Genomic DNA, 20,203 nt, shown 5'->3' on the forward strand with positions numbered 1-20,203 from the left:
CAGTGCTTTCGTGTGACGATCGTAGGCCTGTGTGGACGACTCGAATGCCAGGACGGTGGTAGTGTGCGCGCCTCGCTGATCCAGATCGCCGTGAACGAGGACGAACCGGTCGACTCCCGGCGGCAGCGGGCCGCCGCGCTGGTCCGGGCGCAGGCCGGTGCCGATCTCGTGGTCCTGCCCGAACTGTGGACCACCGGCGCCTTCGCCTACGAGGACTTCGGCCGGGAGGCCGAGCCGCTCGACGGGCCGACGTACGAGACGATGGCCAAGGCGGCAAGCGACGCGGGCGTGTGGCTGCACGCGGGGTCCGTTCCGGAGCGCGATCCGGAAGGCCCCCTCTACAACACCTCTCTCGTCTTCTCTCCCTCCGGTGACCTGGCCGCCGCCTACCGCAAGATCCACCGCTTCGGCTTCGACAAGGGCGAGGCCGTGCTGATGGGCGCGGGGCAGGAGCTGGTGACGGTCCGGCTGCCCGGGACCACGCTGGGCATGGCCACCTGCTACGACCTCCGTTTCCCCGAACTCTTCCGCGGGCTGGTCGACGCCGGTGCCGAGGTCCTCGTCCTCCCGGCGGGGTGGCCCGAGCGGCGACGCGCGCACTGGACGCTGCTGGCCCGGGCGCGGGCCGTGGAGAACCAGGCGTTCGTGCTCGCCTGTGGAACGGCCGGTACCCATGCGGGAGTTCCGCAGGCGGGTCACTCGATCGTGGTGGACCCGTGGGGCGAGGTGCTCGCCGAGGCGGGTCCGGGCGAGGAGGTCCTCACGGTCGACCTCGACCCGGCGAAGGTGGCGGCCACACGCGAGCAGTTCCCGGCCCTGAAGGACCGCGTGCTCGGCCTGCGCCCGCCGCACCGGAAGGGCTAGCCCCTCCGGCGTCCCGGCACTTCCTAGTCCTCGCGCTCCTTCTGCGCCAGGTGGATCACGCACACCGCGACCGCGATCAGCAGGGCCGGGTCCGCGTCCTCCCGGACGATGTCGACACCGTAGGTGTCCCGGAGCGACAGGAAACGGCGGGAGATCACGGCAAGGAGTTCGCCGTCGTACTCGATGGCGAACTCGTGGTCGAGGATCCTGCCGCTGACGTCCAGTTCCGTGCCGTCGACCAGGGACACCCGGTAGTGGTTGCGCAGCAGAGACAGCCGCTTGCGCCGGATGGTGGCCAGGCCCTCGCCGTCCCGCTCGATCACCATGGTGTCGCGCAGGGCGAGCATCTTCTGGTGGATGTCGATCAGCACGCGCCCATGGACGTCCTTCAGCTGAAAGGTGTCCCGCAGCCGCAGCGCCTTGCCGTCGACGAGGAAGACCTTGCGGCCGTGCTCGTCCTCGATCCAGTAGTCGTCGCCGATGCCGAGCAGCCGGTCGTGTACGAGGAGTCTCATGCGGGTACCCCTTCCCCGCGCCGCACCGGTCATCACCGGGCCGCCGGTCCGAAGCGCCTGCGGTACGCCGACGGGCTGAGCCCTGTCTCGCGGCGCAGCCGGGCCCGCAGGTTGGCCGCCGTACCGAGGCCGCTGCGGGCCGCGACGACGTCCAGCCGCTCCTCCCCGCGCTCGATCAGCCGGCAGGCCAGCGTCACGCGCTCGCCCGTGAGCCAGGCCAGCGGGGTCGTGCCGAGTTGGGCGCGGAAGCGGCGGTGCAGTGTGGCGGGGCTGACGGCCGCGCGGGCGGCGAGGTCCGCCACCGTCAGCGGTTCGGCCAGCCGCGCCTGTGCCCAGGCCAGCAGCGGGCCGAGCGAGGCGTCCGGCACGTCGGGCACCGGGCGCTCGACGAACTGCCGCTGACCGCCGTCCCGGTGGGCGGCGAAGACGAGGCGCCGGGAGACGGCGTTGGCGAGTTCGGCACCGTGGTCGCGGCGCCAGATGTGCAGCCCGAGGTCGAGCGCGGCCGCGCTGCCGGCGGCGGTGAGGAGGTCCCCTTCGTCCACGAACAGCACGTCCGGCTCCAGCAGCACCTTCGGATGCAGTTCCCGGAAGAGGTCCGCCCACATCCAGTGCGTGGTGGCGCGGCGGCCGTCGAGCAGTCCGGCCTCGGCGAGCGCGAAGCTGCCGGTGCAGAAGCTGACGACACGCGCGCCACGCGCGTGCGTGCGGCCGATGGCGTCGAGGACGTCGGCACCGCGCGGTACGACGTTGTCGGGGCGGCCCGGCACGACGAGGGTGTCGGCCTCGTCCACCGCCTCCAGGCCGGGCACGCCGGTCAGGGCGAAGAAGCCGTGGTTCATCCGCGTCACGCGTGCGGGCGCGCACAGCGCCACCTCGTACAGCGGTCCGGGGAAGCCGAGTTCAGGCCGGGGCAGGCCGAACAGCTCCGTGGCGACACCCACCTCGAAGGGATTGGTGCCCTCGTCGACGATCACGGCGACGCGGTGGGCCCTCGGGGCCCGAGGGGCCTGGGGCAGACGCCGGTGAGAGGATCCTTGCGGCATGTGCGATTCCTAGCACTCGTGCGGTGCGCCCGGCCACCCCCACGATGACTCCATGGAACCCATCTCCCTGGACAAGGCCTTCGCCTCCTTCGACGAGTGCTGGAGCCCCCGAATCGTCGCCGCCGTCAACGACTACGACGTGCGCGTCGCCAAGTTCGAGGGCGAGCACGTCTGGCACGTGCACGAGGACACCGACGAGTTCTTCCTGGTCCTGGACGGCGAGGTGCACCTGGGCCTGCGTGAGCCGGCCGGTGAGCGCACGGTCGTCCTGACCAGGGGATCGGTGTTCACCGTCCCGCGCGGCACGGAGCACAAGCCGTCCGCGCCCCGGCGCGCTAAGGTCCTCCTCTTCGAGCCCACCGGCACCCTCTCGGTCGGCGACCGGCACGAGGAAGTGCCGGACCACGTGGACGTCACCACCGGCCACATCCTGTCCTGAGCCACCGGGGCTGAAGGGGGCGTGGGCGCGGCGTCGGCGCAGGCCAGCGAGTTATCCACAGGCACGTGAGCGGGTGTCGGAGCCGGGTGGCACTCTTGGATCCATGACCGACTCCGCACCCCGACGCCGTGCCCGTGTCCGCGCCCCCGAGCTGATCGGCGAGGGCGGCTGGCTGAACACGGGCGAGAAGCAGTACAGCCTCGCCGACCTGCGCGGACGCATAGTCGTCCTGGACTTCTGGACCTTCTGCTGCATCAACTGCCTGCACGTCCTGGACGAGCTGCGCGAGCTGGAGGAGAAGCACCGGGACACGGTGGTGGTCATCGGCGTGCACTCCCCGAAGTTCGTGCACGAGGCGGAGCACCAGGCGGTCGTGGACGCCGTGGAGCGCTACGGCGTGGAGCATCCGGTGCTGGACGACCCGGAGCTGGCCACCTGGAAGCAGTACGCGGTGCGCGCCTGGCCGACGCTCGTCGTCATCGACCCCGAGGGGTACGTCGTCGCCCAGCACGCGGGCGAGGGCCACGCGCACGCCATCGAGCGGCTGGTCGAGGAGCTGGAGGCCGAGCACGAGGCGAAGGGCACCCTGCGCCGGGGCGACGGTCCGTACGTGCCGCCGGAGCCGGAGCCGACCACCCTGCGCTTCCCGGGCAAGGCTCTGCCGCTGCCGTCGGGGCACGTGCTGGTCAGTGACACCACCCGGCACCAGCTGGTGGAGCTGGCGGAGGACGCCGAGACCGTCGTGCGCCGCATCGGCTCCGGCACGCGCGGCTTCACGGACGGCGGCCCCGACGAGGCGGCCTTCAGCGAGCCCCAGGGGCTGGCCCTGCTCGACGACGGCTCGGTGGTCGTGGCCGACACCGTCAACCACGCGCTGCGCCGGCTGGATCTCGCCACGGGCGCGGTGACCACGTTGGCCGGTACCGGCAGGCAGTGGTGGCAGGGGTCCCGGACCTCCGGCCCGGCGCGCGAGGTGGATCTCTCCTCGCCGTGGGACGTGGCGGTCTTCGGCGGCAGGGTGTGGATCGCGATGGCGGGCGTGCACCAGCTGTGGACGTACGACCCGGCCGCCGGGACGGTGGCCGTGGCGGCGGGTACCACCAACGAGGGCCTGGTGGACGGGCCCGGTGCCGAGGCCTGGTTCGCCCAGCCCTCCGGCCTCGCGGCCACGGCCGAGCGGCTGTGGCTGGCCGACTCCGAGACGAGCGCCCTGCGCTGGGTGGACCTCGACGGCCGGGTCCACACGGCGGTCGGCACCGGCCTGTTCGACTTCGGCCACCGGGACGGCGCCGCCGAACAGGCGCTTTTCCAGCACCCGTTGGGGGTGACCGCGCTCCCCGACGGCTCGGTGGCCGTGGCCGACACCTACAACCACGCCCTGCGCCGCTACGACCCGGCGACCGGCGAGGTCACCACGCTGGCCACCGATCTGCGCGAACCGAGCGACGCCGTCCTCGTCGGCGACGACATCCTGGTCGTGGAGTCGGCCCGGCACCGGCTGACCCGGCTGCGGCTGCCGGAGGAGGCGGTGCGCGTGGCGGCGGTCGCCCACCGCACCCAGCGGGCGGCGACCGACGTCGCCCCCGGCCGCCTCGGCGTGGACGTGATCTTCCAGGCCCCGGCGGGCCAGAAGCTGGACACGCGGTACGGTCCCTCCACCCGCCTGCTGGTCTCCTCGACCCCGTCCGAGCTGCTGCTCAAAGGCGCGGGCGCCGGCACGGACCTCATACGCGAGCTGGAGCTGAACCCCGACGTGCCGGAGGGCGTGCTGCACGTCTCTGCGATGGCGGCCTCCTGTGACGACGACCCGGACAACGAGTACCCGGCCTGCCATGTCCACCAGCAGGACTGGGGGGTTCCGGTCCGGCTCGTCGCGGGCGGCGCGGACCGGCTGCCGCTGGTGCTGGCGGGGATGGACGAGCGGTAGGCGGCGATGGACGAGCGGTAGGCGGCCCGGCCCGGGGTGAGACCGCGTCAGTCTCCCCGGGCCGGCCGTCTCAGACGCCGTAGCCGTCGGTGTAGCCGTCGTCGCCGTAGCGGTGATGGCGGCGCGGCTCCTCCTCCACCACCGGTGCCGGCGGGACCACGACTCGCCGGCGCCGGGCGATGCTGCTGAAGGTCGCGACCCCGATCAGCCCCACGGCCATCAGGATCAGGCCGACGACCGTGAGGTTGACACCGTGCATGTGCCAGTCGGTCGCGAACGTCAGGATGGCGCCCACGGCGATGAGGATGATGCATCCGCCGAGCCCCATGTGGCTTCGCCTCCCCTTTCGGTGCCGGAATCTCCGGTCCCGTCCGGGTACCCGGCGTGGCCCGGACTAGCCCTCCAGGAACGCCACGAGGGCGTTCGCGAGGAGGAACGGGTCGTCGGCGCCGCAGAGTTCACGGGCGCTGTGCATCGACAGGATCGCCACGCCGATGTCGACCGTGCGGATGCCGTGGCGGGCCGCGGTGATCGGACCGATCGTGGTGCCGCACGGCATGGAGTTGTTGGAGACGAAGGACTGGAAGGGGACGTTCGCCCTCTCGCAGGCCGCGGCGAAGACGGCCCGGCCCGAACCGTCGGTGGCGTAGCGGTTGTTGACGTTGACCTTGAGGATCGGGCCGCCGTTGATCCGGGGGTGGTGGGTCGGGTCGTGCCGCTCCGCGTAGTTGGGGTGGACGGCGTGGCCCGTGTCGGAGGACAGGCAGACCGTGCCGGCGAAGGCGCGGGCGCGGTCCTCGTACGACCCGCCGCGGGCGAAGACCGAGCGCTCCAGGACGGAGCCGAGCAGCGGCCCGTCCGCGCCGGTGTCCGACTGGGAGCCGTTCTCCTCGTGGTCGAAGGCGGCGAGGACCGGGATGCGGCCGAGCGCGGCGCCGGAGGCCGCGGCGGCGGCCAGGGCCGCCGTGCCCGCGTGCACCGACAGCAGGTTGTCCATGCGCGGCCCGGCGACCAGCTCGCGGTCCCGGCCCAGGTAGGCCGGCGGCTCCACCGGATGCACCATCAGGTCCCAGCCCGCCACCGAACCGGCCGCGAGGCCCGCCTCCTGCTCCAGGAAGGAGATGAGGTCACCCTCGCGCACGTCGTCGCCGAGGCCCCACACGGGCTGCAGGTGACGCTGCTTGTCGAGCTTGAGGCCCTCCGAGGACACCGAGCGGTCCAGATGGATCGCCAGTTGGGGGACGCGCAGCAGCGGGCGGTCCACGTTCACCAGGACCGAGGACCCGTCGCGCAGGGTCAGCCGGCCGGCCAGCCCCAGGTCACGGTCGAGCCAGGAGTTCATCAGCGGACCGCCGTAGATCTCGACGGCGACCTGGCGCCAGCCGTGCGCCCCGCTGTCCGGCCGCGGCTTGACGCGCAGGTTGGGGGAGTCGGTGTGCGCGCCGATGATGTGGAACGGGGTGTGCGGCTGCGCGCCCTCGGGGACGTACCAGGCGACGATCGCGCCACCGCGCAGCACGTACCGCCCGCCGAACGCGCCGTCCCAGGCGTCCGTCTCCGCGACCTGCCTGAAGCCCGCCTTCTCCAGCCGCTCCGCGGCGGCGGCCACCGCGTGGTACGGCGACGGTCCGGCCGCCAGGAAGGACATCAGGTCGTCGGTGTGGCCGCGGTCGAAGCGGGCAGCTGGTGCGCTCATGGGTTCACCTTAACGACGGGTGCGGGCCCGCTCCCCCTCGTCAGGGGAGCGGGCCCGCGGGGGGACCTACGGAATCAGAACGCGGCCTCGTCCAGCTCCATCAGGTCCAGCTCGACACCCGAGGCGACCTTGCGGGCGAGCGTGACGCCCGGCAGGACGTTCGCCGCGAAGAACTTCGCCGCGGCGATCTTGCCGGTGTAGAACGCCTTGTCCTTCGCGGAGGCGGTGGGCAGCTTCTCCGCGGCGATCGCGGCGCCCTTGAGGAGCAGGTAGCCGACGATGACGTCACCGGAGGCCAGCAGCAGGCGGGTGGTGTTCAGGCCCACCTTGTAGATGTTCTTGGTGTCCTGCTCGGTGGCCGCGAGGTCGGTCAGCATCAGGCCGACGATCGCCTCCAGCTCGACGGCCGCCTTGGCCAGGTGCTCACGGGCGCCGGCCAGCTCCTCGCCGCCGGTGCCGAGCGCCAGGAACTTCTTGATGTCCTCGGCGAGGCCGTTCAGCGCGGCGCCCTGGTTGCGGACGATCTTCCGGAAGAAGAAGTCCTGGCCCTGGATCGCCGTGGTGCCCTCGTACAGGGTGTCGATCTTGGAGTCCCGGATGTACTGCTCGATCGGGTACTCCTGCAGGAAGCCGGAGCCGCCGAAGGTCTGCAGCGACTGGGCGAGCTGCTCGTAGGCCTTCTCGGAGCCGTAGCCCTTGACGACCGGCAGGAGCAGGTCGTTCAGGGCGTGCTCGGCGGAGGCGTCCTCACCGTTCGCCTCCTTGATCTGGATGGCGTCCTGGACCGAGGCGGTGTACATCACCAGGGCACGCATGCCCTCCGCGTACGCCTTCTGCGTCATCAGCGAGCGGCGCACATCCGGGTGGTGGGTGATGGTGACCTTGGGCGCGGTCTTGTCCATGAAGTTCGCGAGGTCCGGACCCTGGACGCGCTCCTTGGCGTACTCCAGGGCGTTCAGGTAGCCCGTGGAGAGCGTGGAGATCGCCTTCGTGCCGACCATCATGCGGGCGAACTCGATGATGCGGAACATCTGGCGGATGCCGTCGTGCTTGTCACCGATGAGCCAGCCCTTGGCGGGGTGCCGGTCGCCGAAGGTCATCTCGCAGGTGTTGGAGGCCTTCAGGCCCATCTTGTGCTCGACGTTGGTGGCGTAGACGCCGTTGCGCTCGCCCAGCTCGCCGGTCTCGAAGTCGAATTCGTACTTCGGCACGAGGAAGAGGGACAGGCCCTTGGTGCCGGGGCCGGCGCCCTCGGGACGCGCGAGCACGTAGTGGAGGATGTTCTCCGACATGTCGTGCTCACCGGAGGTGATGAAGCGCTTCACGCCCTCGATGTGCCAGGAGCCGTCCTCCTGCTGGACCGCCTTGGTGCGCCCGGCGCCCACGTCGGAGCCCGCGTCGGGCTCGGTGAGCACCATCGTGGAGCCCCACTGCTTCTCCACGGCGATCTTGGCGATGTGCTTCTGGACCTCGTTGCCCTCCTCGAACAGGATGCCGGCGAAGGCCGGGCCCGAGGAGTACATCCACACGGCCGGGTTGGCGCCCAGGATCAGCTCGGCGTAGGCCCAGATCAGGGAGCGCGGCGACGTGGTGCCGCCGATCTCCTCGGGCAGGCCGAGGCGCCAGTACTCGGAGTCCATGAAGGCCTGGTAGCTCTTCTTGAAGGACTCGGGGACCGGCGCGGTGTTGGTCTCCGGGTCGAAGACCGGGGGGTTGCGGTCGGCGTCGGCGAAGGACTCGGCCAGCTCGTTCTCGGAGAGGCGGGTCAGCTCCTCCAGGACGCTCTTGGCGGTCTCGACGTCCATCTCCTCGAACGGGCCGGTGCCGTACACCTTGTCGCGCCCCAGTACTTCGAAGAGGTTGAACTCGATGTCGCGGAGATTCGACTTGTAGTGCCCCATGGCGACGGCTCCGTAGAGAGATCGGCGAGGCACTGGCTCCTCGCACCTAAGTTCACGTACCAACAAGTAGCTCCGATGATGCTACCCGTCGGTAATAAGACGCAACCCCTACCCGTTCAAGTGTGAGAAGGGTCTACTCGGCGCCGTCCGCGAGCAGCTCGCCCCACCGGTCCGGATGTTCGGCGAACGGCAGATGGCCGCCCGGTATCTCCACCAGCCGGGCCCCTTGGATCCCCGCCGCCACCGCGCGATGCAGCCGGGGCGGGATCAGGGCGTCGTCGGCCGGCGAGATCACCAGGGTGGGCGCGCCGATCCGGGCGAGGTCGGCCGTCACGTCCAGCCGCTCCACCAGCTCCACCTGCTCCGGCGTGCCCTCCGGGGCGCCCGTGCCCGTCTCCTTCACCGCTCGCTCCAGCTCCGCCGGGTCCATCGCGTCCAGCGCGGCCGGGCTCAGGCCGTGCGCGAGGCTGAAGCGGCCGAGCATGTCGGCGTCCCCGGCGTCGAGGAGCGCTCGCCACAGGCGCGCGGTGAGCCGCGTCCGCGCGTCGGCGCGGGCGAAGGGCGCGGTCAGGACGAGCGACGTGACCCGCTCGGGGTGCCGCGCGGCGAGCCGTATCGCCACCGGGGCGCCCAGCGAGAAGCCGGAGACGGCGAAGCGCTCGGCCCCGGCCGCGTCGGCCGCGGCGGTCAACCGGGCGGCCAGCGCGTCGAGTTCCAGCGGGCCCTGTGCGCGCGGGGTGTCGCCCGAGCCGGGGTAGTCGGCGCCGATCACCCGGTACCGGGCCGTCAGCCGCGCCATCACCGGGCCGTAGTTCGCGGCGACGGAGCCGCCGGCGCCGTGGGCGAGGAGCAGGGCGGGGCGGGAAGCGGTGTCGGACATGGCATACCCCCGGGTGAGTCGCTGTGCGGTCGGCTGGGAAGACCGTACCCCTATTCTCTAGTGGCCGCTACATAATTTTCCCGCCGCCCGCCGGAAGGCCGCCCCTCGGTACTCTTGCGCCATGTACGGATACGGCCAGCCCATGGGCGGTGGCGCCGCGCAGCAGCAGTACGCCTCGTCGCAGCAGCAGATGCAGGGCGGTGTCGGCGGGTACGGCCAGCAGCCGCCGCTCTACCCGGAGCCGTCCCCGCCGTCGCTCGCGGACGCGGTGCGCGCCTTCACCACCGGGCAGATGTCCGCCGAGGACTTCCAGCAGATCTTCGCCACGTCGAAGGTGTACTGCCCGCGCGGCGACACCCCCGGCTTCCTCGCCCTGCACAACACCCAGCAGCCGGTGATCCCGATGTTCACCTCGCTGAAGGAGCTGCGCCGGTACGCGGGCAAGGAGTCCAAGTACTTCGTGATCACCGGTGCCGAGGTGATCGACCTGCTGCCGACCGGCTACGGCTTCGTCCTGGACATGGAGGGCGAGCACCGGATGGTGTTCGACGCGAAGGCGGTCGAGCAGATGGTGGACTTCGCGATGCGGCGGATGTACGGCTAGGCGCCGTCGCTGCGCGGACGGCGGCCGGGCCGCGCGTCCGTCTCGACCGGGAGAGCCCGGAGGGAATGCCCTCCGGGCTCTTCGTGTTGTGGGCTGGCAGAAAGTTCAATGCTCAACTAAAGTGAGCGCACGAGGAGGTACCGACCATGCCTGCAGTGACCGTCGAGAACCCGCTGACGCTGCCCCGCGTGACCGCTTCCCCCGACGCCGTCGCGCGTCCGGTGCTGGCCGTCACCACCGCTCCGAGCGGTTTCGAGGGCGAGGGCTTCCCGGTGCGCCGGGCGTTCGCCGGGATCAACTACCGCCATCTCGACCCGTTCATCATGATGGATCAGATGGGCGAGGTGGAGTACGCGCCGGGGGAGCCCAAGGGCACGCCCTGGCACCCGCACCGCGGCTTCGAGACGGTGACGTACATCATCGACGGAGTCTTCGACCACCAGGACAGCCACGGCGGTGGCGGCACCATCACCAACGGCGACACCCAGTGGATGACCGCGGGCTCGGGCCTGCTGCACATCGAGGCGCCCCCGGAGTCCCTCGTCGTGTCCGGCGGCCTCTTCCACGGCCTCCAGCTGTGGGTGAACCTGCCCGCCAAGGACAAGATGATGGCCCCGCGGTACCAGGACATCCGCGGCGGTCAGGTCCAGCTGCTCGCCTCCCCCGACGGTGGCGCGCTGCTGCGGGTCATCGCCGGTGAGCTGGACGGCCACCAGGGTCCCGGCATCACGCACACCCCGATCACGATGATCCACGCGACCCTCGCGCCGGGCGCGGAGATCACCCTGCCCTGGCGGGAGGACTTCAACGGGCTGGCGTACGTCCTCGCGGGGCGGGGCAGTGTCGGTACCGAGCGGCGGCCGGTCCACCTCGGTCAGACCGCGGTGTTCGGCGCCGGGTCCTCGCTGACCGTGCGCGCGGACGAGAAGCAGGACGCGCACACGCCGGACCTGGAGGTCGTGCTCCTCGGCGGGCAGCCGATCCGGGAGCCCATGGCGCACTACGGGCCGTTCGTCATGAACACCCGCGAGGAGCTGCAGCAGGCCTTCGAGGACTTCCAGAAGGGGCGGCTCGGAACGGTCCCGGCGGTGCACGGCATGACCGACAGCGGGCCGCAGGGCTGACGGCGCCGACGCAGGTGCGGGCGCAGCAGGGGCTCGGCCCCTGCTGCGCCCGGCCTGCGCCCCTTCCCGCCCGACTCGCCGGCGAGAGGGTTCGCCGCCTGACCGCGGCCGCCTTCAGGGGCGCCCAGGAACCACGCGCCTCCTACGCGGCCCCCTCGGTGGCCTCCGCCTCCGGTCCGGCGCCGGACTCGTACAGCTCGAACCAGATGCTCTTGCCCTCGCCGCGCGGGTCCACGCCCCAGGCGCCGGCGAGCAGTTCGATCAGCATCAGGCCGCGTCCGGAGGAGGCCAGTTCGCCGGGGCGGCGCTTGTGCGGAAGGTCGTCGCCGGCGTCGGTGACGTCCACGCGGAGCCGGCGCGCGCCCGGCTCGCCGGTCATCTCGGCCACCAGCAGGGCGTCGGCGTCGGTGTGGACGAGGACGTTGGTGACCATCTCCGAGACCAGCAGCACCGCCGCGTCGACCTGGTCCGGCGAGGACCAGTCGTGCAGCAGCTCGCGCAGGTGCTGGCGGGCCTCGGCGATCCGCTCGGGCTCGTCCTGCGCCACCGACAGCAGGCTGCGCCGGACCGGCCGCCGCAGCGCGCCCTCGGGCGTCCGGCACAGCAGCACCAGCGCGATGTCGTCCTCGCGGCGGTCGGCCAGCGGACCGGTGGTGTAGTGCGAGGACGGCCCGTGCACGCCCTGCACCAGTTCGTCGGCCAGCGACTCCGGATCGACGACCCCGCCCTGGCCCGCGTGCGCCTCCAGGATCGCGCCCAGCCGCCGCCAGCCGCTCTCGATGTCGTGCCCGCCGGTCTCCAGCAGCCCGTCGGTGCACAGCATCATCGTCTCGCCCGGACCGAGGGCGAACCGGGTCGTCGGATAGTCGGCGTCCGGGTCGATGCCGAGCGGCAGCCCGCCCGTCGTCGGCCGCATCATCACCGTGCCGTCGGCCATCCGGATCGCCGGGGGCGGATGCCCGGCGCGGGCGATCTCCAGCATCCCGGTCGCCGGGTCGACCTCCGCGTACACACAGGTCGCGAAGCGCGGATCGGCCGTCTCGTCGGCGCGGGCGTCGTGCGTGATGCCGTGCAGGAAGCGGGAGGCGCGGGAGAGCACGGCGTCCGGGCGGTGGCCCTCGGCGGCGTAGGCGCGCAGGGCGATGCGCAGCTGGCCCATGAGGCCCGCCGCGCGCACGTCATGCCCCTGGACGTCCCCGACCGCCACCGCGAAACGGCCGGAGGGCAGTGGGATCATGTCGTACCAGTCGCCGCCGACCTGCAGTCCGCCGCCGGTCGGGATGTACCGGGCGGCCACCCGCATGCCCGGGACCTCCGGGCCGAGCGAGGGCAGCATGGAGCGCTGCAGGCCCTCCGTCAGCTCCCGCTCGGACTCGGCGGCACTGGCCCGGGACAGCGCCTGGGCGAGCATCCGGGCGACCGTGGTGAGGACGGCGCGCTCGTCGGGAGTGAACGCCACCGGGTAGCTGAAGGCGGCCATCCAGGCGCCCATCGTGCGCCCGGCGACCGTCAGCGGCAGAAAGGCCCAGGAGCGGCGGCCGAAGGGCTCGGCGAGCGGCCAGGTGACCGGGTAGCGCTCCTTGTACTCCGCCGGGGAGGAGAGGTAGACGGCCCGGCCGGTCCGGGCGACCTCGGAGGCCGGGTAGTCGGTGGTCAGCGGCATGTCCGTGAACGGGTTCATGGCGCCGGGCGAGTGCCCGTGCTGGCCGATGAGGGTCAGCCGGTCGCCCTCGACGCCGAAGACCAGGAGCCCGTCCGGGGAGAAACCGGGCATCGACAGACCGCCGGCCACCCGCAGCACTTCCTCGGTGGAGCGCGCCTCCGCCAGCGCCCGGCCCGCGTCCAGCAGGAACGCCTCCCGCGAGCGCCGCCAGTCCCCGGTGACCGCGCCGCGCCCGGCCGGGGTGCCAGGGACCGGCTCGGTGACCTCCTGCAGGGTGCCGATCAGCTCGAACGCCTGCCGCTCGCGGTCGTAGGACGGCTTCGAGCGGCTGCGGACGACCCGGAGGATGTTCCCCTGCTCGTCCACGACCCGGATGCGCACCTCGGCGAGCGTGCCCTCGGCGACGGCCAGCGGGACCACACCGGTGATCTCGTTCCAGTCGACCGGGTGCAGCCGGGCCCGGGCCTGCGACTCCGCGAGGGTGACGGCCCGCGCGGGCAGCCCGAGCAGCCGCGCCGCCTCCGCGTCGACGGTGACCAGACCGGCGGCCGTGTCCCAGTGCCACAGCCCGGTCGCGAGGGCGGCGAGGACGTCCCCGACGGACGGGAGGGGCTCGCCTGTGCGCATTGACCCACTTTAAGAAGATCTGACCCGTGGATGCCACCGAAGGGGCGTGTGGCCGTGCGGGCGCGGGGGCGCGGTAATGGTGGGGAGCCGATCTTGGGGTGCCCGGTACCCTTGATGGGTCCGGGCCCCGTGCCCGTTCCGGCCGGCCGCGCACGCCGGCCGGGGAGAACCCCACCACGAAGGACGATGAACGACGATGCATCGGTACAGGTCCCACACCTGCGGCCAGCTCCGCGCCTCTGACGTCGGCACCGACGTCCGGCTGAGTGGCTGGCTGCACAATCGGCGCGACCTGGGCGGCATCCTCTTCATCGATCTGCGCGACCACTACGGCATCACGCAGCTCGTCGCCCGCCCCGGCACGCCCGCGTACGAGGCCCTGGACAAGATCTCCAAGGAGTCCACGGTCCGCGTCGACGGCCGCGTTGTTTCACGTGGAACCGAGAACGTGAACCCGGACCTGCCCACCGGCGAGATCGAGGTCGAGGTCGCCGAGGTCGAGCTGCTCGGCGCCGCGGCCCCGCTGCCCTTCACGATCAACGCCGAGGACGGGGTCAACGAGGAGCGGCGTCTGGAGTACCGCTTCCTGGACCTGCGCCGCGAGCGCATGCACCGCAACATCATGCTGCGTACGGCGGTGATCTCCGCGATCCGCCACAAGATGACCGCGCTCGGCTTCAACGAGATGGCCACCCCGATCCTCACGGCCACCTCCCCCGAGGGCGCCCGCGACTTCGTCGTGCCCTCGCGCCTGAACCCGGGCAAGTTCTACGCCCTGCCGCAGGCACCGCAGCAGTTCAAGCAGCTGCTGATGATCTCCGGCTTCGACCGCTACTTCCAGATCGCGCCCTGCTTCCGCGACGAGGACGCCCGCGCCGACCGCTCGCCGGGCGAGTTCTACCAGCTCGACGTCGAGATGAGCTTCGTCGAGCAGGAGGACGTCTTCCAGCCGATCGAGCAGCTGATGACGGAGCTGTTCGAGGAGTTCGGCGGCGGCCGCCATGTGACGTCTCCCTTCCCGCGGATCCCGTTCCGCGAGGCGATGCTGAAGTACGGCTCCGACAAGCCGGACCTGCGCGCCAAGCTGGAGCTGGTGGACATCACCGATGTCTTCGAGGGCTCGGAGTTCAAGGCGTTCGCCGGCAAGCACGTGCGCGCGCTGCCGGTGCCGGCGGTCCAGGACCAGCCGCGCAAGTTCTTCGACCAGCTCGGTGACTTCGCCGTCTCGCTCGGCGCGAAGGGCCTGGCCTGGGTCCGCGTGGGCGAGGACGGCGCGCTGTCCGGCCCGATCGCGAAGTTCCTCACCGAGGAGAACGTCGCCGAGCTGACCAAGCGTCTTTCGCTGGCCCCCGGCCACGCGGTGTTCTTCGGCGCGGGCGAGTTCGACGAGGTCTCCAAGATCATGGGCGCCGTCCGCGTCGAGGCCGCCAAGCGGGCCGGCCACTTCGAGGAGGACGTCTTCCGCTTCTGCTGGATCGTCGACTTCCCGATGTTCGAGAAGGACGAGGACACCGGCAAGATCGACTTCTCGCACAACCCGTTCTCGATGCCGCAGGGCGGCATGGAGGCCCTGGAGACCCAGGACCCGCTGGACATCCTGGCCTGGCAGTACGACATCGTCTGCAACGGCGTCGAGCTGTCCTCCGGCGCGATCCGGAACCACGAGCCGGACATCATGCTGAAGGCCTTCGAGATCGCCGGCTACGACCGCGAGACCACCGAGCGCGAGTTCGCGGGCATGCTCCGCGCGTTCCGCTTCGGCGCCCCGCCGCACGGCGGCATCGCCCCCGGCGTGGACCGCATCGTCATGCTCCTCGCGGACGAGCCCAACATCCGCGAGACAATCGCCTTCCCGCTCAACGGCAACGCCCAGGACCTGATGATGGGCGCCCCGACCGAGCTGGAGGAGTCCCGCCTGCGCGAGCTGCACCTGACCATCAGGAAGCCGCAGCCGAAGTAGTACGGCGCCGTTCGTCAGTCCCCCGCACCGGGACCGGAGTCACGCATCCGGGCCGGTGGCGGGGGACTCGTCGTCCGGGGGCTCGGCGTCCGGGGACGCGCCGTCCTCCAGCAGGCGCTCGGCGATGTCGTCGGACCAGCGCTGCGCCCAGGCGCGCAGGGCGACGACCTCCTCCTCCGTCAGCCCGTACGCCCGGAAGTCCCGGTCGGCGTAGAAGTCCGTGCCGGTCAGACGCGACTGGAGGGTGGGCAGGTCGAAGGGGTCGTGGGCGTGCCGGCGGCCCAGCTCCTCCAGACCGGGCAGCGAGAACCGGGCGGCCGCGGCCCGCGCGTCGATGAGGTCGACGGCCGCGCCCCGGTCGTACAGGGCGCGGATCTTCGTACCGACCGCGTCCTCCAGGGACAGCGTGGGGCCGTACTCGGTCAGCTCCGGCGGCTGCCAGAACGCCTCCTTGTGCAGCGCGAGCGGGCAGTGCTCGCCGCTGTCCGGGTCGGTGACCGTCGCGTGCGCGGTCAGCGCGCTGACGGACTCCACGCGCATCTGCCGGCCCCGCGCCTCCAGTACGGCGCCGAGGGCGCCGGCGATCACTCCCATGCCCTCGGCGCTCTGTGTGGCGAAGTCGAGGTTCGCGTGCGGCCGGCGGAGCAGACCGTGCGCCTGGAGGGCGTAGCCGCCGGCGAGGACCAGCCCGTACGCGCCGCCCGCGGTGGCGACGTCGGCGAGCAGCCGGTGATGGGGTTCCGGGATGTTCACGACACCGGACTCTGCCAGAGAAGAATCCCCGGCCGGCGGCAACCCTTCCCGGCGCGGCGGCCACTGACGAGTCGTGTGACACCCACTCAGGCCTGGACGGGCGTATCGAACTACTCAAGTTCGTGGACGGTACGGCGGCGGGCCGCTCCGACGGTGCGTTCAACGGTCGGCCGATCCATGATCCCAAGCACCTGCGCATCCTTGAACTGCGGTATGGCACCATCCGGGCGCAGGCGCTCTCGCCCCGGGAGTCGCTGGCCTGCATCGAGCAACTGCTGGGAGAAACATGATCCGCAAGACCGCTGCCGGGGAAACCTCCGGGCTGGCGTGGTTCAAGAGCAGCTACAGCGGCGGAAACGACGGCAACTCGTGCGTCGAGGTCGCCCATGCTCCCGGCACCATCCACGTCCGCGACTCCAAGCACCGGGACGCCAGCCCCCGCCTCGTGCTGGCGCCGGAGGCATGGGCGGAGTTCGTGGCGTACGCGTCGGGGAGCTGACTCCTCAACTTCAAGCGCCCCGTGCCTGGTTGTTATCAGGGACGGGGCGCGTTGCAATACGGCTCAGAACAAGGCGTCCGCTTCAGGGAAGAGCCCGCCATCGTCGAAGTTCTCCGGGGCGGTCTTGGGGTGCGCGCGGCGGCCCGAGCCCTCGCCCTGGCCTTGCGAGCGGCAGCGCGGCGCCGCTTGGCCTCCGGCGTGTGCAGGCCCTTCGCCACCTCTGCTTTGCAGCGGGCAGGGTTCAGCGCAAGGAGCCGGTCCACGATCTCGTGTGAACGAGGCTGTAGAGGTCGGTCAGACCGATGCCACGTGCCGTCGATGCGTCGCGCCGACGCTGGTCCAGTACCCGTCCGTTCGGATCTGCCCGGAAGTCCGCGGGGGCGCCGAGCACGTGCTCGGCGCCCCCTTCCGTCGTCAGCCCTCGTCGCCGCCGAAGCGCTCCTTGTACGCCGCCAGGTCCTCGTCGGTCAGCTTGGCGAACAGCACCGGCGGGACCGTGAAGGCGGTGCCGGCGGGGACGGAGGCGAGGGCCTTCGCCTCCTGCGCGGTGACCCAGGTGGCGTTGTCCTCGGTCAGGGCGAAGGCCTCGCGCATGACCTTGGACGTGGCCGGGATCAGCGGCTCGGAGACCACCGCGTACAGGTGGATCAGGTTCATCGCCGTCCGCAGCGTCAGCGCGGCCGCGTCCTTGTCGGTCTTGATCTCCAGCCAGGGGGCCTTCTCCTCCAGGTAGGAGTTGCCGGCCGACCACAGGGCGCGCAGGGCGGCGGCCGCCTTGCGGAACTGGAGCGTCTCCATGTGGCCCTCGTACTCGGCGAGGAGCTCGGCGATCTGCTCGCCGAGCTTCGCCTCGGCCTCGCCGGGGGTGCCGCCGGCCGGGACCTCGTCACCGAAGCGCTTCTTCGAGAAGGACAGCACCCGGTTGACGAAGTTGCCGAGCGTGTCGGCGAGGTCCTTGTTCACCGTGGCCGTGAAGTGCTCCCAGGTGAAGGAGGAGTCGTCGGACTCGGGCGCGTTGGCGATCAGGAAGTAGCGCCAGTAGTCCGCCGGGAGGATCTCCAGGGCCTGGTCGGTGAAGACGCCCCGCTTCTGGCTCGTGGAGAACTTGCCGCCGTAGTACGTCAGCCAGTTGAAGGCCTTGACGTAGTCGACCATCTTCCAGGGCTCGCGGATGCCCAGCTCGGTGGCCGGGAACATCACCGTGTGGAAGGGGACGTTGTCCTTGGCCATGAACTCGGTGTACCGGACACCGTCGGCCTCGTACCACCAGGACTTCCAGTCGCGGTTCTCCGGGTCCTGGTCGGCCCACTCCTTCGTCGCGCCGATGTACTCGATCGGGGCGTCGAACCAGACGTAGAAGACCTTGCCCTCGGCGGCCAGCTCCGGCCAGGTGTCGGCCGGGACCGGGACGCCCCAGTCGAGGTCGCGGGTGATCGCCCGGTCGTGCAGTCCCTCGGTCAGCCACTTGTGGGCGATGGAGGAGGCCAGCTGCGGCCAGTCCCTGTCGTGCCGGGCGACCCACTCGCGGACCTCGCTCTCCAGCTTGGACTGCAGGAGGAAGAGGTGCTTGGTCTCGCGGACCTCCAGGTCGGTGGAGCCGGAGATCGCCGAGCGCGGGTTGATCAGGTCGGTGGGGTCGAGGACCCGGGTGCAGTTCTCGCACTGGTCGCCGCGGGCCTTGTCGTAACCGCAGTGGGGGCAGGTGCCCTCGACGTAGCGGTCGGGGAGGAAGCGGCCGTCGGCCGGGCTGTACACCTGGCGGATCGCCCGCTCCTCGATGAAGCCGTTCTCGTGGAGCTTGCGGGCGAAGTGCTGGGTGATCTCGCGGTTCTCCGGCGAGGAACTGCGGCCGAAGTAGTCGAAGGCGAGGTGGAAGCCGTCGTAGACCGCCTTCTGCGCGTCGTGCGCCTGCGCGCAGAACTCGGCGACCGGCAGCCCCTGCTCCTTGGCGGCCAGCTCGGCCGGGGTGCCGTGCTCGTCGGTGGCGCAGATGTAGAGGACGTCGTGGCCGCGCTGGCGGAGGTACCGGGAGTACACGTCCGCCGGGAGCATGGACCCCACCATGTTGCCCAGGTGCTTGATCCCGTTGATGTAGGGAAGGGCGCTGGTGATGAGGTGTCGAGCCATCGTGGCTGCTCCCAGGTCGCTGCTTTTTCTGCGGTTTCGAACCTTGAAATCGTAGCCGACAGGGGTGGGCCGCCCGCTTCCCGTTTCGACGGCTGGGAAGGGGCGGCCCGAGGGGTGCGCGGTGGCTACTGTGGGTTACGGCCGCCAGCCGGCCAGTACGCCTTCGTAGAGTTCCGCGTCCGTCAGCTCGCGGGGGGTGGGGCCCGCGTGGAAGAAGGAGGTGTTGGGGGTCTTCAGCTTGCGGAGGTAGTCGAAGGCCTTGTTGTCGTGCTCCCCGAAGGCGACGAAGGAGAAGAAGACGGCCGGGTGCGTCTCGGCGGCCTGGGTGAGGGCCTGGGTGGCGGGGGTCTTGGCGTCGGGCGCGCCGTCGGTCTGGAAGAGGACGAGTGCCGGGGTGCTCTTGTCGGTGGTGTGCTGGTCGTAGTGGGCGAGTACGGCCTCTACGGCGGCGTGGTAGCTGGTACGGCCCATGCGGCCGAGGCCGGCGTGGACGTCGTCGATCTTCGTCTCGTGGTACTCGGTGAGGGTGAGGTCGGTGGTGCCGTCGACCTCGGTCGAGAAGAAGACGACGTGGACCGAGGCGTCCTCGGCGTCCAGGTGGGCGGCGAGGGCGAGGGCCTGGTCGGCGAGGGCCTGGGCGGAGCCGTCCTTGTAGTACGGCCGCATGCTCGCGGAGCGGTCGAGCACGAGGTAGAGCTTCGCCCGGGTGCCGGTGAGGGAGGTGCGGGCGAGGGCGGTGGTGGCGGCGGTGTGGGCGGCGGCGAGTGCCTGGGCCTGCGGCGCTTCGGCGGTGGTGTGCCCACCCGCCCCACCCGTGCTGCTCTCGTCGTCGGCTGCGGGTGGCCCCTGTGGGGTGTCCTCGCCGTCGGCGGCTTGCGGGGTGGTCGTCGCCGGGTCCGGGTCCGTGGTCGGCGTGGCCGCGTTGTCGGGTGCCGCTTCGGTGGTTGCCTGCGGAGCGACGGGTTCTGCCTCCGCTGCGCTCGCGGCCTCGAGGGTGGGCTCCGGGGCCGAGGCGACGGCGGCGGACTCGGGCTCGGTGTGGGCGTCCTCCGCGACCGTTTCGTCGGCCTCGGCCTGGGCCACCGGTTCGGCTGTCGTCTCGACCTGCGGTTCGGCCTGCGGTTCCGTCTGGGGCTGGGCGTGGCCCTCGGTCGTGCCCTCTGTTTCGGTCGTCTCCGCGAGGGGCTCTTCGGCCGGTGCCGTCGACTCGGGTTCGGCCGTGTCCGTGGTGGGTGCTTCGGGCTCCGCTTGCTGGTCGGGTTCGGTGTCCGTGCCGGAGTCCTGGCTCTCGGTGATCTGCTCGGGTTCGGTGTCCGTGCCGGGTGCCTCGGTCTCGGCCGGCTGCTGGGGCTCGGTCTCGGGCGCCTGCTGGGGCTCGGTCTCGGCCGTGTCCGTGGCGGATGCTTCGGGTTCGGTGTCCGTGCCGGAGTCCTGGCTCTCGGTGATCTGCTCGGGTTCGGTGTCCGTGCCGGGTGCCTCGGCCTCGGCCGGCTGCTGGGGCTCGGTCTCGGGCGCCTGCTGGGGCTCGGTCTCGGCCGTGTCCGTGGCGGATGCTTCGGGTTCGGTGTCCGTGCCGGA

At 71.4% G+C, this 20,203-nt stretch carries 17 protein-coding genes and 1 pseudogene; 8 read left to right on the forward strand and 10 right to left on the reverse strand.

Features of this window, described 5'->3' with window-relative positions:
- Nucleotides 1-63 precede the first annotated feature (63 nt).
- The gene (locus ACZ60X_RS19610) at nt 64-864 is read left to right on the forward strand and encodes a carbon-nitrogen family hydrolase (protein ID WP_469599864.1); all 801 of its coding nucleotides are present in this window, start codon (nt 64-66) and stop codon (nt 862-864) included.
- A 23-nt stretch (nt 865-887) separates the two neighbouring features.
- On the opposite strand, the gene ACZ60X_RS19615 is transcribed toward ACZ60X_RS19610, so the two are convergent.
- Together ACZ60X_RS19615 and ACZ60X_RS19620 are read right to left on the reverse strand one after the other, a co-directional pair.
- Nucleotides 888-1,379 carry an LURP-one-related/scramblase family protein gene (locus ACZ60X_RS19615; protein WP_469599866.1) on the reverse strand — a complete coding sequence of 164 codons (492 nt, stop codon included), beginning with the start codon at nt 1,377-1,379 and terminating at the stop codon, nt 888-890.
- A gap of 32 nt (nt 1,380-1,411) precedes the next feature.
- Nucleotides 1,412-2,425 (reverse strand): helix-turn-helix domain-containing protein, encoded by a 1,014-nt coding sequence (locus ACZ60X_RS19620; RefSeq protein ID WP_469599868.1) that lies wholly within the window; start codon nt 2,423-2,425, stop codon nt 1,412-1,414.
- 52 nt (nt 2,426-2,477) lie between these two features.
- Here ACZ60X_RS19620 and ACZ60X_RS19625 point away from each other — a divergent pair, with 52 nt between their 5' ends.
- Together ACZ60X_RS19625 and ACZ60X_RS19630 are read left to right on the forward strand one after the other, a co-directional pair.
- The gene (locus ACZ60X_RS19625; protein WP_469599870.1) at nt 2,478-2,864 is read left to right on the forward strand and encodes a cupin domain-containing protein; all 387 of its coding nucleotides are present in this window, start codon (nt 2,478-2,480) and stop codon (nt 2,862-2,864) included.
- A 103-nt stretch (nt 2,865-2,967) separates the two neighbouring features.
- Nucleotides 2,968-4,791, forward strand: a complete 1,824-nt coding sequence (locus ACZ60X_RS19630; protein WP_469599872.1) for an NHL domain-containing thioredoxin family protein — start codon at nt 2,968-2,970, stop codon at nt 4,789-4,791.
- Between the two features lie 70 nt (nt 4,792-4,861).
- On the opposite strand, the gene ACZ60X_RS19635 is transcribed toward ACZ60X_RS19630, so the two are convergent.
- The 4 genes from ACZ60X_RS19635 to ACZ60X_RS19650 all read right to left on the reverse strand — a co-directional run bounded on the left by ACZ60X_RS19635 (nt 4,862) and on the right by ACZ60X_RS19650 (nt 9,268).
- Entirely contained in the window at nt 4,862-5,119 is a 258-nt protein-coding gene (locus tag ACZ60X_RS19635; protein ID WP_469599874.1) for a DUF6458 family protein, read from the reverse strand.
- A 66-nt stretch (nt 5,120-5,185) separates the two neighbouring features.
- Nucleotides 5,186-6,487, reverse strand: a complete 1,302-nt coding sequence (locus ACZ60X_RS19640) for a M18 family aminopeptidase (RefSeq protein WP_469599876.1) — start codon at nt 6,485-6,487, stop codon at nt 5,186-5,188.
- A gap of 74 nt (nt 6,488-6,561) precedes the next feature.
- The gene (locus ACZ60X_RS19645) at nt 6,562-8,388 is read right to left on the reverse strand and encodes an acyl-CoA dehydrogenase (RefSeq protein WP_469599878.1); all 1,827 of its coding nucleotides are present in this window, start codon (nt 8,386-8,388) and stop codon (nt 6,562-6,564) included.
- A gap of 133 nt (nt 8,389-8,521) precedes the next feature.
- On the reverse strand, nt 8,522-9,268 hold the full coding sequence (locus tag ACZ60X_RS19650; protein WP_469599880.1) for an alpha/beta fold hydrolase: 747 nt from the start codon (nt 9,266-9,268) through the stop codon (nt 8,522-8,524).
- A 121-nt stretch (nt 9,269-9,389) separates the two neighbouring features.
- On the opposite strand from ACZ60X_RS19650, the gene ACZ60X_RS19655 reads away from it, so the two are divergent.
- Nucleotides 9,390-9,872: an SseB family protein gene (locus tag ACZ60X_RS19655; protein ID WP_469599882.1), complete on the forward strand. Its 483-nt coding sequence runs from the start codon at nt 9,390-9,392 to the stop codon at nt 9,870-9,872.
- A gap of 146 nt (nt 9,873-10,018) precedes the next feature.
- Nucleotides 10,019-10,996, forward strand: coding sequence for a pirin family protein (locus ACZ60X_RS19660; RefSeq protein ID WP_469599884.1), 978 nt, complete (start codon nt 10,019-10,021; stop codon nt 10,994-10,996).
- A 142-nt stretch (nt 10,997-11,138) separates the two neighbouring features.
- Here the strand turns inward: ACZ60X_RS19660 and ACZ60X_RS19665 are convergent, their stop codons facing one another.
- The gene (locus ACZ60X_RS19665) at nt 11,139-13,286 is read right to left on the reverse strand and encodes a SpoIIE family protein phosphatase (RefSeq protein ID WP_469599886.1); all 2,148 of its coding nucleotides are present in this window, start codon (nt 13,284-13,286) and stop codon (nt 11,139-11,141) included.
- A 196-nt stretch (nt 13,287-13,482) separates the two neighbouring features.
- Here ACZ60X_RS19665 and aspS point away from each other — a divergent pair, with 196 nt between their 5' ends.
- Nucleotides 13,483-15,246, forward strand: a complete 1,764-nt coding sequence (gene aspS / locus ACZ60X_RS19670; RefSeq protein ID WP_469599888.1) for an aspartate--tRNA ligase — start codon at nt 13,483-13,485, stop codon at nt 15,244-15,246.
- 39 nt (nt 15,247-15,285) lie between these two features.
- Here aspS and ACZ60X_RS19675 read toward each other — a convergent pair whose 3' ends face one another.
- Complete coding sequence (locus tag ACZ60X_RS19675) at nt 15,286-15,999, reverse strand: nucleotidyl transferase AbiEii/AbiGii toxin family protein (protein WP_469599890.1); 714 nt, start codon at nt 15,997-15,999, stop codon at nt 15,286-15,288.
- Between the two features lie 71 nt (nt 16,000-16,070).
- On the opposite strand from ACZ60X_RS19675, the pseudogene ACZ60X_RS19680 reads away from it, so the two are divergent.
- Nucleotides 16,071-16,289: pseudogene (locus tag ACZ60X_RS19680) on the forward strand (Scr1 family TA system antitoxin-like transcriptional regulator); the annotation flags it as partial.
- Nucleotides 16,286-16,498, forward strand: a complete 213-nt coding sequence (locus tag ACZ60X_RS19685) for a DUF397 domain-containing protein (RefSeq protein ID WP_469599892.1) — start codon at nt 16,286-16,288, stop codon at nt 16,496-16,498. The pseudogene ACZ60X_RS19680 and the gene ACZ60X_RS19685, both read left to right, overlap by 4 nt.
- Nucleotides 16,499-16,912: 414 nt before the next feature.
- Here ACZ60X_RS19685 and metG read toward each other — a convergent pair whose 3' ends face one another.
- Nucleotides 16,913-18,625 carry a methionine--tRNA ligase gene (gene metG / locus ACZ60X_RS19690; protein WP_469599894.1) on the reverse strand — a complete coding sequence of 571 codons (1,713 nt, stop codon included), beginning with the start codon at nt 18,623-18,625 and terminating at the stop codon, nt 16,913-16,915.
- Nucleotides 18,626-18,760: 135 nt separating this feature from the next.
- On the reverse strand, nt 18,761-20,203 hold a 1,443-nt coding region (locus ACZ60X_RS19695), incomplete at its 5' end, for a VWA domain-containing protein (protein WP_469599896.1).

It is taken from the genome of Streptomyces sp. NPDC104106, from assembly GCF_055584345.1.